At 62.8% G+C, this 13981-nt stretch carries 15 protein-coding genes; 6 read left to right on the plus strand and 9 right to left on the minus strand.

Annotated elements, in window-relative coordinates; translation table 11 throughout:
• The coding region (locus RMO18_RS09090) for a helix-turn-helix domain-containing protein (protein ID WP_309665383.1) at positions 1 to 367 on the plus strand (367 nt) is incomplete at its 5' end.
• An 83-nt stretch (positions 368 to 450) separates the two neighbouring features.
• Here the strand turns inward: RMO18_RS09090 and RMO18_RS09095 are convergent.
• From RMO18_RS09095 to RMO18_RS09115, 5 genes are read right to left on the minus strand one after another with little or no spacing between them, the layout of a single operon-like run.
• Positions 451 to 1419, minus strand: coding sequence for a biotin-dependent carboxyltransferase family protein (locus RMO18_RS09095; protein ID WP_309665384.1), 969 nt, complete (start codon positions 1417 to 1419; stop codon positions 451 to 453).
• Positions 1409 to 2284 carry an allophanate hydrolase subunit 1 gene (locus tag RMO18_RS09100; protein ID WP_309665385.1) on the minus strand — a complete coding sequence of 292 codons (876 nt, stop codon included), beginning with the start codon at positions 2282 to 2284 and terminating at the stop codon, positions 1409 to 1411. The genes RMO18_RS09095 and RMO18_RS09100 overlap by 11 nt, the downstream gene beginning before the upstream one ends.
• Before the next feature lie 8 nt (positions 2285 to 2292).
• Entirely contained in the window at positions 2293 to 3669 is a 1377-nt protein-coding gene (locus RMO18_RS09105; protein ID WP_309665386.1) for an acetyl-CoA carboxylase biotin carboxylase subunit, read from the minus strand.
• On the minus strand, positions 3669 to 3902 hold the full coding sequence (locus RMO18_RS09110; protein WP_309665387.1) for an acetyl-CoA carboxylase: 234 nt from the start codon (positions 3900 to 3902) through the stop codon (positions 3669 to 3671). The genes RMO18_RS09105 and RMO18_RS09110 overlap by 1 nt, the downstream gene beginning before the upstream one ends.
• Positions 3903 to 3911: 9 nt before the next feature.
• Entirely contained in the window at positions 3912 to 4634 is a 723-nt protein-coding gene (locus tag RMO18_RS09115) for a LamB/YcsF family protein (protein ID WP_309665388.1), read from the minus strand.
• Positions 4635 to 4742: 108 nt separating this feature from the next.
• On the opposite strand from RMO18_RS09115, the gene RMO18_RS09120 reads away from it, so the two are divergent.
• Positions 4743 to 5645 carry a LysR family transcriptional regulator gene (locus RMO18_RS09120; RefSeq protein ID WP_309665389.1) on the plus strand — a complete coding sequence of 301 codons (903 nt, stop codon included), beginning with the start codon at positions 4743 to 4745 and terminating at the stop codon, positions 5643 to 5645.
• Here the strand turns inward: RMO18_RS09120 and RMO18_RS09125 are convergent.
• Positions 5600 to 6007, minus strand: a complete 408-nt coding sequence (locus RMO18_RS09125; RefSeq protein WP_309665391.1) for a hypothetical protein — start codon at positions 6005 to 6007, stop codon at positions 5600 to 5602. The two genes, RMO18_RS09120 and RMO18_RS09125, sit on opposite strands and share 46 nt — an antisense overlap.
• A gap of 96 nt (positions 6008 to 6103) precedes the next feature.
• Entirely contained in the window at positions 6104 to 6625 is a 522-nt protein-coding gene (locus RMO18_RS09130) for a tyrosine-type recombinase/integrase (protein ID WP_309665392.1), read from the minus strand.
• A 558-nt stretch (positions 6626 to 7183) separates the two neighbouring features.
• On the opposite strand from RMO18_RS09130, the gene RMO18_RS09135 reads away from it, so the two are divergent.
• From RMO18_RS09135 to ade, 3 genes are all read left to right on the plus strand, one after another.
• Positions 7184 to 7618, plus strand: a complete 435-nt coding sequence (locus RMO18_RS09135) for a YeeE/YedE family protein (RefSeq protein WP_309665393.1) — start codon at positions 7184 to 7186, stop codon at positions 7616 to 7618.
• Entirely contained in the window at positions 7615 to 8058 is a 444-nt protein-coding gene (locus RMO18_RS09140; RefSeq protein ID WP_309665395.1) for a DUF6691 family protein, read from the plus strand. The genes RMO18_RS09135 and RMO18_RS09140 overlap by 4 nt, the downstream gene beginning before the upstream one ends.
• 426 nt (positions 8059 to 8484) lie before the next feature.
• Positions 8485 to 10287 carry an adenine deaminase gene (gene ade, locus RMO18_RS09145; protein WP_309665397.1) on the plus strand — a complete coding sequence of 601 codons (1803 nt, stop codon included), beginning with the start codon at positions 8485 to 8487 and terminating at the stop codon, positions 10285 to 10287.
• A 318-nt stretch (positions 10288 to 10605) separates the two neighbouring features.
• Here ade and RMO18_RS09150 read toward each other — a convergent pair whose 3' ends face one another.
• Positions 10606 to 12270, minus strand: a complete 1665-nt coding sequence (locus tag RMO18_RS09150; protein ID WP_309665399.1) for a peroxidase family protein — start codon at positions 12268 to 12270, stop codon at positions 10606 to 10608.
• Positions 12271 to 12298: 28 nt separating this feature from the next.
• Entirely contained in the window at positions 12299 to 13348 is a 1050-nt protein-coding gene (locus RMO18_RS09155; protein WP_309665401.1) for a YcaO-like family protein, read from the minus strand.
• Between the two features lie 144 nt (positions 13349 to 13492).
• Here RMO18_RS09155 and RMO18_RS09160 point away from each other — a divergent pair, with 144 nt between their 5' ends.
• Positions 13493 to 13876 (plus strand): hypothetical protein, encoded by a 384-nt coding sequence (locus RMO18_RS09160; protein ID WP_309665403.1) that lies wholly within the window; start codon positions 13493 to 13495, stop codon positions 13874 to 13876.
• The last annotated feature ends 105 nt before the right edge of the window (positions 13877 to 13981 follow it).

The raw sequence follows: 13981 nt of genomic DNA on the forward strand, positions 1-13981 counted from the left end.
CCAGTCGGACGAACGGGTGCTGACCTCGGGCAATTCGACGGTGCGCAGTGCCCATCTGGCGCGGATCGAAAGCTTTGTGCGCCGCCATATCGACGACCCCGATCTGGGGCCGGAGGAGGTGGCGGGAGGGTGTGGCATCTCGCTGCGCTATCTGCATGAGTTGTTGCGCGACACCAACATGACGCTGGGACAGTGGATCCGCGACACGCGGTTGCAGGCGGCTATGGAGGATATGAAGAATCCCGCCGACCGCCGCGCTATCGGCGAGATCGCTTATGCGCGGGGGTTCACCGATCAGGCGCAGTTTTCCCGTGCCTTCCGCGCCCGGTTCGGGCTGACTCCGAAAGATGCGCGCGGCAGGGCCTGAGGGGCTGCTCACCGTCGCAGTTCCTGCGCTCTTCGCCGGGGTGCGAAGAGAAGCGAGACGCCCACGATGAACGAACCCGGTCATCACCGCCCCAGATGCGCCCGCAACCGCGCCAAAGCCGCCTGCCGCTCGGCCCGAGCTGCCAGCGCCTGATCCATCGACACTTCGACAAAGCGGGCAGGCGAATGCGGTTGCAACTGGCCGATCAGGTCCATGTCGGCGCTGATGACGCAGCCCACCATCATGTACCCGCCGCCCGACACCGCATCGCGGTGCAGAACGATGGGTTCCGTGCCGCCCGGCACCTGAATGGACCCATACGGATAGCAGGCATCGACAATGTTCGATGGGTTCGATCCCGCACCGAATGGCGGCTCGCGCGGCACAAAGTCCAGTGCGGTGCCGCCCTTGAAGCGGTAACCGATGCGATCGGCCTCGGGCGCGACCTTCCAGGTGTCGGCAAAGAACTGCTTGCCAGCCGCCGCCGTGATGCGGTGCCAGTAAAGCCCCGGAAGCATGCGCAATTCGGCAGGGCTTCCGGGCATCCGGCGCAGATTGGCCGGAATCGCACCCTTGCCAACCGCGCCCGCGCCTAAGGGTAGGATGTCGCCCGCCTTCAGGGCGCGACCCTCATGGCCGCCCAAAGCCCCCAGCGTATAGGTAGACCGCGAGCCGAGTTTGACCGGCACATCAATGCCGCCCGAAACCGCGATGTACACCCGTGCCCCGGATTTGAGGTATCCAAAGCTCAGCCGGTCACCTGCCTTGACCGGAAAGCCTTCCCAGGTGCTGCGCTCATCTCCGTTCAGCTTGGGCGGCAGATCGCCGCCGGTGACAGCGACAGTCGCGGTGGCGGTAAACTCCAGCTCCGGTCCAAGAAACACCGCTTCCAGAACCGCGGCGCCTTCGTCGTTTCCGACCAGCATGTTGGCGGCGCGCAGGGCAAAGCGGTCCATCCCGCCCGAGATCGGAATGCCGAGGTGATAGTATCCGGGGCGGCCAAGGTCTTGTACCGTGGTGGACAGACCGGGAGAGATGACATTAACGGCCATTCAAAGCCTCCATCAGCTTGGCATTGGTGCTGCCCATGTCCTTGTTGAACGCAGAAAGGCTGAAGGTTGCAGGGCGGATCACCGGCTCGTAGCGATTGGCATCCACCGCCTCGATCGCCGCGTCGTATTCATCGCGCGTCACCGGCTTCCACTTGACGATATCGCCGGGTTTAAAGAGGCACATCTCGTCTTGCAGATAGCTGACCTTCTGGGTCGGGTCATATATCGGCATCGGCGTGACGCCGAACATCTGATAGCCGCCCGCGCCGCGCACCGAGTAGATGCAGGAAAAGCAGCCGCCGTGGCCGATGGTCAGTTTCGGCGTGTCGGTGCGCGGACGCAGGTACTTCGGCACCTGCAATTGACGCTTGCGCTCGACCATCTGGTACAGGAACGGCAACCCCGCCACGAACCCCACCATCGACACGAACCACGGCTGGCTGGAATGTGCCTTGATGAAATCCTCGACCCCGCCAAGACCATTCACTTCGGCGGCATATTCCAGATCGGTGGCATTAGGGTTCTGATGCCGCTCACGAAAGCGCATCAGGGTCTCGTGCGTCCAGGGGTCCTGATAGAGCACCGGAATTTCCATGATCCGGGTCTGCAGCGTGGCGTCGGATTTCGACGCCGCCCCTTCCATGGATTGCAGTTCCTTCAACAGATCGCCGGGCTTGATGCGGTCCGGGTCGAACTTGACCTGAAAGCTGGCATTGGCCGGGCAAATCTCGGTAACGCCCTTGATGCCCGCCGCCTTGACCGCATTGGTCATCGACAGCGAGGTGAAAAAGGCCTCGAGCGACATCTCTTCGCTGACTTCCGCGAAGATGTGCTCGTCGCCCCCAAAGGAAAAGCGGATCGACATGGTCCCTCCTATGGTTCCAGTTCCGGCACCAACCGGGCCGCGTGGGTTTCAAGCCAGCCTTCCAGCCAGCGGGTATGAACAGCGTTGGCCCGAACGGCTGGGTCATCCGCCAAGGCCAGAAACAGCGGTTTGGTGGTGCGCAAGCCGTCGATGCGGGTTTCGGACAGGGCGCGGACAAGGCGGGTGATCGCCGCCTCGCGGGTTTCGGCGTGGACGACCAGCTTGGCCAGAAGCGAGTCGTAGAACGGCGGCACGGTGTATCCGGCGTAAAGCATCGACTCGAACCGCACGCCGGGTCCGCCGGGCACGCGCAGGATGCTGACGGTGCCGGGAAAGGGGGCGAAATCGCGCGAAGGGTCTTCGGCGTTCAGGCGCACTTCGATGGCATGGCCGCGCACCACGATATCGGACTGGCGCAGGCGCAGGGGTTCGCCCCCAGCGATGCGCAACATCTCGGCCACCAGATCGATGCCGGTGATCATCTCGGTCACCGGATGTTCCACCTGAATGCGGGTGTTCATCTCAATGAAGTAGAAGCGGTCGGCTTCGTCGTCATAAAGGTATTCGATGGTGCCCGCGCCGGAATAGCCCACCGCCCGGGTCAGTCGCACGGCGCTGGTGCACAATTCATCGCGGATGCGGTCCGACAGAGCGCGGCTGGGGGCCTCTTCCCAGACCTTCTGACGACGGCGCTGAAGGCTGCACTCACGCTCGAAGCAATGCACGGCATCTCTGCCGTCACCCAGAACCTGCACCTCGATATGACGGGCCTTGGCGATGACCTTTTCCATATACAGTCCGCCGTCGCCAAAGGCGGCCAGCGCCTCGGCGGCGGCTTGTGGGAAGGCGGCTTCAAACTCGGCCAGATCATTGGCGATACGAATGCCCCGGCCCCCGCCACCCGCAGCGGCCTTGATCATCACGGGAAATCCGGTGTCGATCAGGATATGGCGCGCGGCGTCAATATCGGCGACTCGGCCCATCGACCCCGGCACCACCGGAACCCCGGCGGCATGGGCGGCAGAGCGGGCGGCGACCTTGTCGCCCATCGTGCGGATGGCGTCACCTGACGGGCCGACAAACACCAACCCCGCCACCGCACAGGCATCGGCAAAATCGGCGTTCTCGGCCAGAAAGCCATAACCGGGATGCACGGAATCGCAGCCCGTATCGATGGCGGCTTTCAGGATGTTAGCGACGCTCAGATAGCTTTTCTTCGCCGCAGGCGGTCCGATATGCACCGCCTCATCGGCAATCTGCACATGAAGGCTGTCGCGGTCGGCATCCGAATAAACCGCCACGGTCGCAATCCCGAGGTCGCGTGCTGCGCGGATCACCCGCACGGCGATTTCCCCCCGGTTTGCGACCAGAAGTTTCTTCAGCATCAGTCCACCTGCGCCAGAACCGCGCCTGCCATGACGGGCTCTTCGTTGTCGGTCTCAAAGCGAATGTTCCTGCCCGCCACCTCGGATTTCACCTCGTGGAAGGACTTCATCACCTCGATCATCCCGATCACGTCGCCCACTGCGACGGCATCGCCATCGGCCTTGAAGGGCGGCTTGTCGGGCGCGGACGAGCGGTAGAAGGTGCCGGGAAGCGGCGAATGGATCTGGGCCATGGGAACCTCTCAGGTATAGGGCTGAACCGCCGCTCGCACTGCGCGGGCGATGTCGATGGCATTGGGGGTGTCAGAGTGAATGCAGATACTGTCGCAACGCACCGGAATGTCTGAACCATCCGTGGCCGTGCCTTTGCCTTCCGTAATCGCCCGCACGCAGCGTGCAGCCATCAACGCGGGGTCTTTGGCATCATGCTCGCGCGTCACGATCAGGCTTCCGTCCGGACGATACTCCAGATCGGCGTAAAATTCCGCCACAAAACCATGGCCGCGAGCGGGGTAGATCTTCTCATGGAGCGTGCCGGTCATCCCCAGAAGCGGCACCTGAAACACATCGGCTGCATCACAAACCGCCTGGGCGATATCTTCCTGCCGAGCAGCCATACCGTAAAGGCTGCCGTGGGGCTTGATGTGGTTCAGCTCAACGCCTTCTGCCTTCAGGAACCCGCAAAGCGCACCGATCTGGTAGATCAGGCAATTGGCCATTTCTTCGCGGCCCATCTTCATCTCGCGCCGCCCGAAGCCCTGCAGATCGGGCAGGCTGGGATGCGCTCCGACCTTCACCCCATGCGTTTTGGCTAGCCGCACCGTGGCGCGCATGTGGTCAAAATCGCTGGCATGAAAGCCGCAAGCCACATTGGCGATGTGAATGAAGGGCATCAGCCCCGCGTCGTCCCCCATGCGCCAAAGCCCAAAGCTTTCGCCCATGTCACAGTTCACCGTGACAGGCATCGCACCCCCTGCAGTTTTCCGAATGTTACTGAACTTGGCCCGAGTCTGTCTTCATTGCAAATTCGAATTTCTGAGATACGGTATCGATAAAGCAGATATGAGGGTGCCTTGTCGCTGACCATCAGACAGTTGCGCTATTTCATCGCAGCCGCCGAGACCGGGCAGGTTTCCCATGCGGCGATGGAGTTGAACATCTCGCAATCTGCCGTGACGGCGGGCATTCAAAGCCTTGAGGCTGCCTTGGGCGCGCGGCTTCTGGCGCGGGGTGGACAAGGGGTATCGGTGACCCCGCAAGGCGCGCGGTTCCTGTCCCGGGCCAAGGCGATCATTGCCGCCGTCGAAGAAGCCACGCGGAGCCCCTTGGGCGAAGAAACGCAGGTGACGGGCCGCTTGCGGCTGGGTCTGACCTATACGGTCGCGGGCTATTTCATGGCCCGCCACTATGCCTCCTTCCGTCGCATTTATCCCGGCATCACGCTGGAACTCTCGGAACAGCCAAGGTCCGCCATCGAAAATGCCCTAGTGACCGGAGGGCTGGACCTGGCCGTCATGTTGACCTCGAACCTTGGCAATACCGGCGAACTTGAATCCGAGACGCTGTTCCGCTCGCGGCGGCGGCTTTGGCTGCCCTCGGATCATCGGCTGCTGGCCGCACCGGGGATAAGCCTGCGCGATGTCGCTGCCGAGCCCTATGTCATGCTGACAGTGGACGAGGCCAGCCGCACGGCCGGGCGCTACTGGGACCAGTACGGGCTGATCCCCAAAGTGGTATTTTCAACCTCGTCCGTTGAGGCGGTACGGTCGATGGTGGCCGCCGGCATGGGGGTGACGATCCTCAGCGACATGGTCTATCGACCCTGGTCACTTGAGGGCCAACGGATCGAACAGCGCCAGACCATTGAGGCGATTCCCTCAATGGACGTCGGCCTGACCTGGCCGAACAATCGCCCGCTGTCCGCGCCGGCTCAGGTTTTCCGCGCTTTTCTCTCGGCGGCCTTGGGATCAGCTTGATAACCCCTAGATCGCGCAGCGTGGCTGACCACCCACCTTCGATAAAATCGATAGGTAGGGCCCGGTAGAACCAACAAAGCTGTCAGGCTTAGCAGTCGCCGCAGCGAGCGCGTCCACACCAGCATCGCTGTTCGTTTCTCGGTCAGATAATCATACCGGTCGTAATGGACCGACCCGACGTCGGACATGCCGTGGCCCTGCAGGCGATTGCGGATTTCGAGCGATAGGCCGAAAGATCCGGCGATGGTCTCAAATGTCCGGCGCAGGTCGCGCGGCGAGAACGAGGTCAGTGTTTCGCGGAGGTAGCCAGCTGCCCCATCAACAACCGCTGATTCGTTCCGGAATTTCGCTGCGGCAAGCATAAATGGCCGGTTTGGGGACATCGCGCCGCGGCGACCAGTTGCTATCGACCGGCAGCTTTGGGCCGCCCGGCGCAGTTCGCGCCGAGCGGCTATTTGTCAGAGATCAATGCCTTCAGACAGTGTCAGCGCGTCGTCGAGGTCGACGCCAAGGTATCTCACGGTGCTGTCCATCGTTGTGTGACCCAAGAGCAGTTGAACTGCTCGGAGATTTCCCGTTTTCTTGTAGATCTGGGCCACCTTTGTCCTCCGCATGGAGTGGGTGCCATAGGCTCTGGGTTCGAGGCCGATCGAGGTTGCCCACGCCCTCATGATGCGGGCGTATTGTCGGGTTGAGAGATGGGAGCTAGCATGCAATCGGCTGGGCCAGAGGTATTCCGAGCCGATCATCTCGGGATCCGCAATCCATCTCTCCAGCGAAATCCGTGTCGTCTCGGTGATCTCAAACCGGACGGGCGTCTTGGTTTTACTTTGCGTGACCGAGGACCGATCTTTGACCAGGCCGGCGGCAAACACGTCGCGCACTTTCAGGCAGACCAGATCACAGCCGCGCAATTTGCTGTCGATCGCAGCATTGAACAAGGCCAGGTCACGCTTGCTTTCCGCCATCTCGAGCCGCACTCGGATGGACCAGACATGCTTCGGTGCCAAAGGCCGTTTCTGCCCGAAAATCCGGCCTTTGTTCCATGCTGGACGACGCGGGGCCAACGATTGGAAGGGTTTCGGTAGGCATAGGACGATCCTCCTGTCCACCAGCCCACCCAGTCTCCGGCCAGCCCGGCACCGAATACATAGCACACCTCTTGCTAAGCAAGGTGCCTGTGGGCGGTTTGCTGACTGACGCGGGTGCGGCTGGGTAATCTTTGCGGCCTTGTGAAGCGGACGATCACGCAAGTTGCAGCTGGGTCGCGGTACAGTGGCACCCGTTCTGCCACAACGGGGCATCCTTCACCAAACTGGGCAAGCCATATGTCCGTGCCAGTTCTGGCGTGCCTGCGCCAACCCACCATACGTGCCGAGCATGACACTCGCTAACCGCTGCTGCCCGGTCATCTTTTTCTAGCACGCATAGAAAGTCTCCATCTGGCCCAAAGGCATAAGGCAGAAGGACAGCGTTTTGGGCTTGTTTTCCCTGTACAATCTTTTCAGATTGGCTTCGAACCTTGGGAGGATGTCGTCTTGGGTCTCTTCGAGAATTTGTTCGGAACGCTGCTTTTGGGAGGCGCTCTTATTGGCCTGGCGGCTGGCCTGTTGACAGTCCTCACAGGCCGCGTCATGGGCGCTTCTGGCATGATCGGAAGTCTTGTTGGTGGTGCCGAAGGCGTGGCTGCAACCAGTATCGCCTTTATCGGAGGCATTGTGGTTGCCCCGTTGATCATGACCAGTCTTGGCTTTCCAACGCAAATTGCTGTCGAAGCAGACTGGCCGTTTCTTGTGGCCGGCGGGCTCCTTGTGGGTATTGGCTCTCGCTTTGGCGGCGCGAGCTTGGGAGGAGCCTTGACCGGGATGGCAAGGCGCTCAGGGCACGCGGCGACCATTTTTGGGGCGATTGTGGTTGGTGCGGCAATCGCGGTTTATCTGCAACGTTTCCTTGGCGGCGGAGGTGTTGAATGATCCGGCTTGTGGCCTTGGCGTGCGGTCTGTTGTGCGGAGCAGGTTTCGTAGTATCCGGCCTTTATGATCCGGCTTTGCTGCATTCCTTTCTGATGCCGCAGGCTACAAGGGCCTTCTCGCTGGGGCTCGGTCTGCTCGTCGCTTTGGTCACGGCCGGTCTTGTCGTAACCCTATCGGGCAGCCGAGACGCACCGCTACTGGGTGGGCAGGTAGAGCCAGAGCATGGCGCAAAAGGCTGGAAACGGATGGTGAGTGGTGTGTTGTTCGGTCTGGGCTGGGGGCTGGCGGGTTACTTCCCTTTGGCGGCAATGGTCTCAGCCGGGATGTTTTCCCCGGGGGCAGCGTTTTTTCTTGTCTCCGTTCTGGCCGGAATACTGGTGTTCGATGTGCTCGCAGGCGACATTGGTCCAAAGAGTGGCGGGCGCTTTTCGCGCGGTTGATGGTTTAGTTATGGATGCAGTTTGACGGCATCCGGGAAACCGTAGCTCCCTTCGCTGACCGACCATCAAGCCATCAAATCGCTGCAAGCAGCACAAATGTCAGGAACGCGAAAGCCGCACTGCGGCGACAGGAGGCAGGGTCAACGACAGCTACCCGCCGGGACCTGACCGCTCGGTGGCGAAGGGTGCACTCCAAAAGAACCGTCATATGCTCACCCGCAGCGTGACCGGCGCCGCCAGAAGTTGTCCCCTTCTGTTGCCCCCAGACGTTTGCAAAAAGCGCAACTGGCTTCGCCCTCTTAAAATATCCCCTCGTTCCGCAGCCCCCTCTTCATTGGCCCACCGCCCCGCAATTGCCCGTACGCCACCAGCCAGATTGGTGCAGTTGATCCTTGAAACCCCGGTGATGATGGGTTCCAATTCCTCATGACAAAATCTCCTCTTCTTTCTTGGGCTGATTGTGCCCCTCGGCTGGTGGCTGTGGCTGCCGGGCGCGCTGCCGCCGATCTGGTCATCAAAGGCGGCACGCTGGTGAATGTGCAAAGCCGCGAGGTCCTGCCCGGCTGGCAGGTTGCGATTGCAGAGGGCCGGTTTGCCTATGTCGGACCGGATGCGTCCCATTGCATCGGGCCGCAGACCGAGGTGGTGGAAGCCACCGGCCAATTTCTGATCCCGGGCCTGTGCGATGGGCATATGCATATCGAAAGCGGCATGCTGACCCCGGCGGAATTTGCCGCTGCTGTCATCCCTCACGGCACGACGACGATGTTCACCGACCCGCATGAGATTGCCAACGTGTTAGGCCTGCGCGGAGTGCGGATGATGCATGACGAGGCGCTGTTGCAGCCGATCAACATCTTCACCCAGATGCCGTCCTGCGCGCCTTCGGCCCCGGGGCTGGAGACGACGGGGTTTGAGATCGGCCCCGACGATGTGGCCGAAGCGATGCGCTGGCCCGGGATAATCGGTCTGGGCGAGATGATGAACTATCCCGGCGTGATCAATGGCAGCCAGCAGATGCTGGAGGAGATCGCTGCCACGATGCGCGCGGGCAAGGTGGTTGGCGGCCATTATGCAAGCCCCGACCGGGGGATTGCCTTCCACGCTTATGTGGCGGGCGGCCCGTCTGACGACCATGAGGGCACGCGCGAGTCTGATGCCATCGACCGGGTTCGGCAAGGCATGAGATCGATGTTGCGATTGGGCTCGGCCTGGTATGACATCGAAAGCCAGATCACGGCGATCACCGAAAAGGGGCTTGATCCGCGCAACTTCATCCTGTGCACTGACGATTGCCATTCGGGCACGCTGGTCCATGAAGGGCACATGAACCGGGCGGTTCGGCATGCCATTGCCTGTGGTTGCGATCCCTTGATTGCGATCCAGATGGCGACGATCAACACCGCCACCCATTTCGGGCTTGAACGCGAGCTTGGGTCCATCGCGCCCGGTCGGCGGGCGGATGTCATCCTGACCTCGGACCTGCGCGCGCTGCCCGTTGAACGGGTGATAGCGCGGGGTGTCACGGTGGCTGAGGCCGGGCGCTTGACCGCGGTCTGCCCGCACTACAACTGGCCGGATGATGCCCGTGCCACCGTGCGCATGGGTCGGGCCAAGACTGCCGAGGATTTTGCGATTGCAGCACCCGTCGGGGCGGTGCAGGTAAAGGCTCGCCTCATCGGCGTGGTCGAAAATCAAGCCCCGACTCGCGCCCTGACCGCCGATCTGGCTGTTACGGACGGCAAGGTTGAGGCGCAGGGCGACATCGCTCAGATCGCGCTGGTTGAACGACACCGGGCAACTGGGCAGGTTTTCACCGCCTTTGTCTCGGGCTTTGGCTACAAGGGGCGCATGGCCATTGCGTCGACGGTTGCGCATGACAGCCACCATATGATCGTCGTCGGCACCGACCGCGATCAGATGGCGCTGGCCGCGAACCGGCTGGCCGAGGTAGGCGGCGGCGTGACCCTTTGGCGCGACGGACAGGAGCTGGCCCTGGTGGAACTGCCCATAGCGGGGTTGATGTCGGACAGTCCGGCGCGCGAGGTGGCGGATAAGGCGCAAGCCCTGGTGGCAGCGATGGCCGAGTGTGGCTGCACACTGAACAACGCCTACATGCAGCATTCCTTGCTGGCGCTGGTGGTGATCCCGGAACTGCGCATCTCGGACAAGGGTCTGATCGACGTGACCCGTTTTGCGGTGACCGATCTGTTCGTGAACGAGGCTTGATCGCTCCATTGGCGGGGCCCTTCGCCCTAAGATCAAAGAACTCGTTCCGGTTTTGGAGTCGGCCAAGCGCCAGTCGGCAGCCAGCTTGCCCTGCAGCGCACAAACTCGTCACCCCTTCGATGCAACGTGCCGATCGCCTCAGTCTGCCGTCCGCGACGCGAAGGGCGGAAAGCGGTCGTTCACCGGTTCGACGGCCAAGGCTTGAAATGGCCACAACGCTGTCTGGACGCCGCAGCAGGCGCCATCATTTGGCCGGGCACTTACCGACACTAGGCCTCCCGTACTGATGTGCGGTTGCACAGGTTGTCAGGCTGACTACTAGGAGCCATGACTTGAGAAGAGGAGAAATGCGCGCAGGGAGTCTAGCGGCTTGCAAGACAGATCCTGCAACAGGCTGTCGCGCGGGTGCCAGGTGCCGCCCCCGTTCCGCAGGATCGACGTTGGGTCGTTCCGCATCAGGCTGACGACTGTGTCAGCGATTATCTGGCTGGCGGTCGGTCCTATGCGCTTGCCCTGCTCCAGCACCTGCGCCTCGCACAGGAAGTAGAGCCAGGCGGGGGTTTCTTCGAGGATCCCCAGGGCACCGGCAGCATCGGCGGGGTCGGTGTAGGGGCTGTCGAGCGACTGGTGCTGCGGCATGGCGGCCCTGAGCTCGTCCCGCGACAGAATGGGGACGCCGCAGGCCTTGGCGAGGACCTGGCCAAAGGGGATCCGCCGGTGAAAGCCACGCAGGAGGTTGCGAAAGAAGATTGAGCCGTGTTCAAGCACCCGCGCGTTGCCCGCGTCGTTCAGCATGTCGGGCGCGAAATCGAGGTCGATCCGTTCCGCCAGGCCCGATGCTCCCGCAGCGTCACCGGGGGGCTTGATGCGGGTCAGGCGGTCCCAGTCGATCACCCAGTGGTCGGGCAGTTGCGGGATCCTGCCTTGGGGGTCGCCCATGTTGCGGTCGGAGGTGAAGTTGAAAAGCTGCTGCAGCGTGGCCTGGTTCTCAAGCGCGCCGCCCCGCCCGAAGTTGGCGTTGAAGTCATAGCTGCGGCCGACCATGGAGTGGCCAAAGCGGAAAGCGGCGGTGGTGAATTCCATCGGCACGGTCCCAGGGGGCAGCGGGCGCGGCTTCCATTCCGACAGGGGCTTCGCAAGCACGGTTTTCGACAGAAGCGAAGGCAGGAAGTCGTTCAGGATAAGCCAGTGGTAGTGCCGCGTCACCAGTTGGCGCGCTTCGTCGAAGACATCCTCGGCTTTGGTTCCCCGCGCCTTCAGCGCCTTTACAGCCTTGTTGTGGAACATGAGTAACGCAAGGTGCAGCTGGCTGAGGATCAGGTTCCCGTCGTTCCGCCGGTCGGCGATCAGCGGTATCCGACCGTTGCGGGGGATGTCGGGGGCATCCCTGGCGTGAATGGCGGCTTCGGGGCGCTTCGTCGACTCCCCGAGGATATCGATCGGGACGGGGTAGGCCCTGGCGAGGCGAAAGCTGCCATCCGGCTGGTAGAGGGCCTTCACCTCTAGGTCGCTGCTGCCCGGGCCGTCGGCGTAAAGGCTGGCAAGCGTCATCGGGCGGGCGTGTTCGTTCACGAAATGCCGCAGGATCGTGGCCACGTCGGCCCGCCAGTCCTTGCCAAGGCCTGCAAGATCGACGGTGCCGACGATGCCAAGCGGGCGCACATCGCCCGGGTTCTGCAACAGCCCGCCTACGGGGGCCGAGATGTCGTGGTTCAGGAACTGGCCGAAGTAGGTGTAGGCCGCAGGAAGGTCGATTGTAAGCGCCGAGACCCGTTCGTTGGGCAGGTGACAGGCCTTTTCGAAGTCCTTCAAACGCTGGATCGTGCCGTCATCATCGGTGCCGGTGAAGCGGCCGGCGTCCGGGACATCGGCAAGACCGGGGAAAAGGTAGGAATAGGGCGACCGCGAGGGGCCTGCGCCATTCCGGGGCGGGGGGGCCTCGGTCCAGTCTTCAAGGTCATGCGAGATCTGGATAGCGCACATGGTGGCTCCTTGGTCCAGGGTTGGGAGTTCAATAGGGTTCGGGGAAAGAGGGCAAAGGGTCCGGGCAGAGGCGGCGGAAGCGGGCCGTGTCGGTGCGGCCGCCCATCGCGCAAAGGCCGGGCACCAGAACCCGCATACTGGGCAGCGGGTCGCCAAGCAGCGTCAGATCGATGGCCTGCGCAGCAAGGCCCAGGTCGGACAGCCGCTGGAGCAGGTCGCCGGGCGGCGCGGGACGCGCGCCTGCGGCCGGGTGGAACTGTGGTTGCAAATTGGTTGAGGCTAAGGCGTCCCAGGCAAGAACCTCGGGGTCACCGGCGAGCCGGGCAGCCTCCATCGCGACCTCGGTCTGGACCATCTCGGTCACGGCGGCGAGTGCGGCATCGGCGATCTGCAGTCGGGCGGCGGAGCCAACCGCGACATAGCGGCCGCTTGGGTCCGAAGACACTGCCGCCACGACCGGAAGGCCGATATCGGTCGTCAGATCGAGAAGGTGGGTCACCCGGTCACGCCCGTCTAGCCACCAGTAAAGCCGGGGTTGCAGACGGTCGATCTCCTCGACCGGCAACGGGCGAGCGGGCAACCCGCCGTGCCACCAAAGCGCCAGGGCATCCCGCTCGATGCACTCCCAAAGGGCGGTTTCGGTGGCCTCGTGCCGGGTTCGCCCCACGGCGCAGCCGGTGGAGGTGGCATCGGTGACGAGGGGCTCTCCCAAAATGTCGGCGCAGTCGAGCCAGACCTCCTGAGCCGTGACGGGGACGGCATGCCCGGTGCGAAGATCTCGCCCCGCGACCATGGCCAGCCCGTCCCGGCGCGGCAGGTCGGCCAGCGCGGGCAGGTGACGTTGGGCGAGGCTGGCGCGCAGCTCCAGCGCCTCGGCTCCGGTGGCGACGAGCGCCTGCTGCGGGGTCAGGCCACGCCCGGCGGGCAGGCGCGGCTTTCGCCCGGTCACCCCGTCATGCGCGGGCCAGGCGACGGCCAGAAACACCGGCCGGTCGGGGTCTTCCAGCGGCAGAAGCTGGAAGTCCTGCGCCAGCGCGCGGGTCAGTTGGGCGATGGTGTCGATCTTGCTGTGCCGCATGGTTGGCATAGGACGCCTGCCCGCCCGGGCTATCAAGCGGTGATTTCCGTGCGCTCCTGGTGTTTCACGCTGGCTTCACGCTGGGCGCGAATAGTAGGCCCATGGGCGCAGACAACCGGCGCCTGACAACAGGAGGGACGTGAATTGGTGGGGTTCTTCTATCTGAAAAGCAGTACGTTGACCAACCAGCGCGACACCGGCAAGAAGATCATGGATCTGATCAAAGATGTCGGCGATGAAAGTGAGGGGTCCACTTGGAAGGCGTTTAAGGCCGACCCCAAGGCTTGGCTGTTCGAGGCCGGCTACGAGTACAGAGGTCAAGGTGCAGGCCCGAATGGCGAGATTCCGAATAATCTGAAGCTGGTCCCGGTCTATGACACCGAGGATACGATGCATGTCCGGATTCCGTGGAAGGGTGTGCTGGAAGGTTTCGACCCTGATCAGCTCGAGGACGAGAAAGGCTACGGGCAAGGCCCAGCAAAGCTTCCGATTCTGCTGGCGCGATACTTCATGCGCAAGTGCCGCTAAGCCCTAGCCAGCCAACGCTTCCGCCGCCATCTCTCGGGCCAGCCGAAGGCCGTCAAGCAGCCGTTGCCGACCCTGCGGCCAGTGGATCGGCAGCACGTCCATGAT

The sequence above is a fragment of the Tabrizicola sp. genome, from assembly GCF_031377265.1.
GTDB lineage: Bacteria > Pseudomonadota > Alphaproteobacteria > Rhodobacterales > Rhodobacteraceae > JAUYQR01.

Bases quoted from the DNA above. Each gene is read 5' to 3' on its own strand.
- RMO18_RS09095 (WP_309665384.1), bottom strand. From the start codon at position 1,419: ATGGCCGTTAATGTCATCTCTCCCGGTCTGTCCACCACGGTACAAGAC.
- RMO18_RS09100 (WP_309665385.1), bottom strand. From the start codon at position 2,284: ATGTCGATCCGCTTTTCCTTTGGGGGCGACGAGCACATCTTCGCGGAA.
- RMO18_RS09105 (WP_309665386.1), bottom strand. From the start codon at position 3,669: ATGCTGAAGAAACTTCTGGTCGCAAACCGGGGGGAAATCGCCGTGCGG.
- RMO18_RS09110 (WP_309665387.1), bottom strand. From the start codon at position 3,902: ATGGCCCAGATCCATTCGCCGCTTCCCGGCACCTTCTACCGCTCGTCC.
- RMO18_RS09115 (WP_309665388.1), bottom strand. From the start codon at position 4,634: ATGCCTGTCACGGTGAACTGTGACATGGGCGAAAGCTTTGGGCTTTGG.
- RMO18_RS09125 (WP_309665391.1), bottom strand. From the start codon at position 6,007: ATGCTTGCCGCAGCGAAATTCCGGAACGAATCAGCGGTTGTTGATGGG.
- RMO18_RS09140 (WP_309665395.1), top strand. From the start codon at position 7,615: ATGATCCGGCTTGTGGCCTTGGCGTGCGGTCTGTTGTGCGGAGCAGGT.
- ade (WP_309665397.1), top strand. From the start codon at position 8,485: ATGACAAAATCTCCTCTTCTTTCTTGGGCTGATTGTGCCCCTCGGCTG.
- RMO18_RS09150 (WP_309665399.1), bottom strand. From the start codon at position 12,270: ATGTGCGCTATCCAGATCTCGCATGACCTTGAAGACTGGACCGAGGCC.
- RMO18_RS09155 (WP_309665401.1), bottom strand. From the start codon at position 13,348: ATGCGGCACAGCAAGATCGACACCATCGCCCAACTGACCCGCGCGCTG.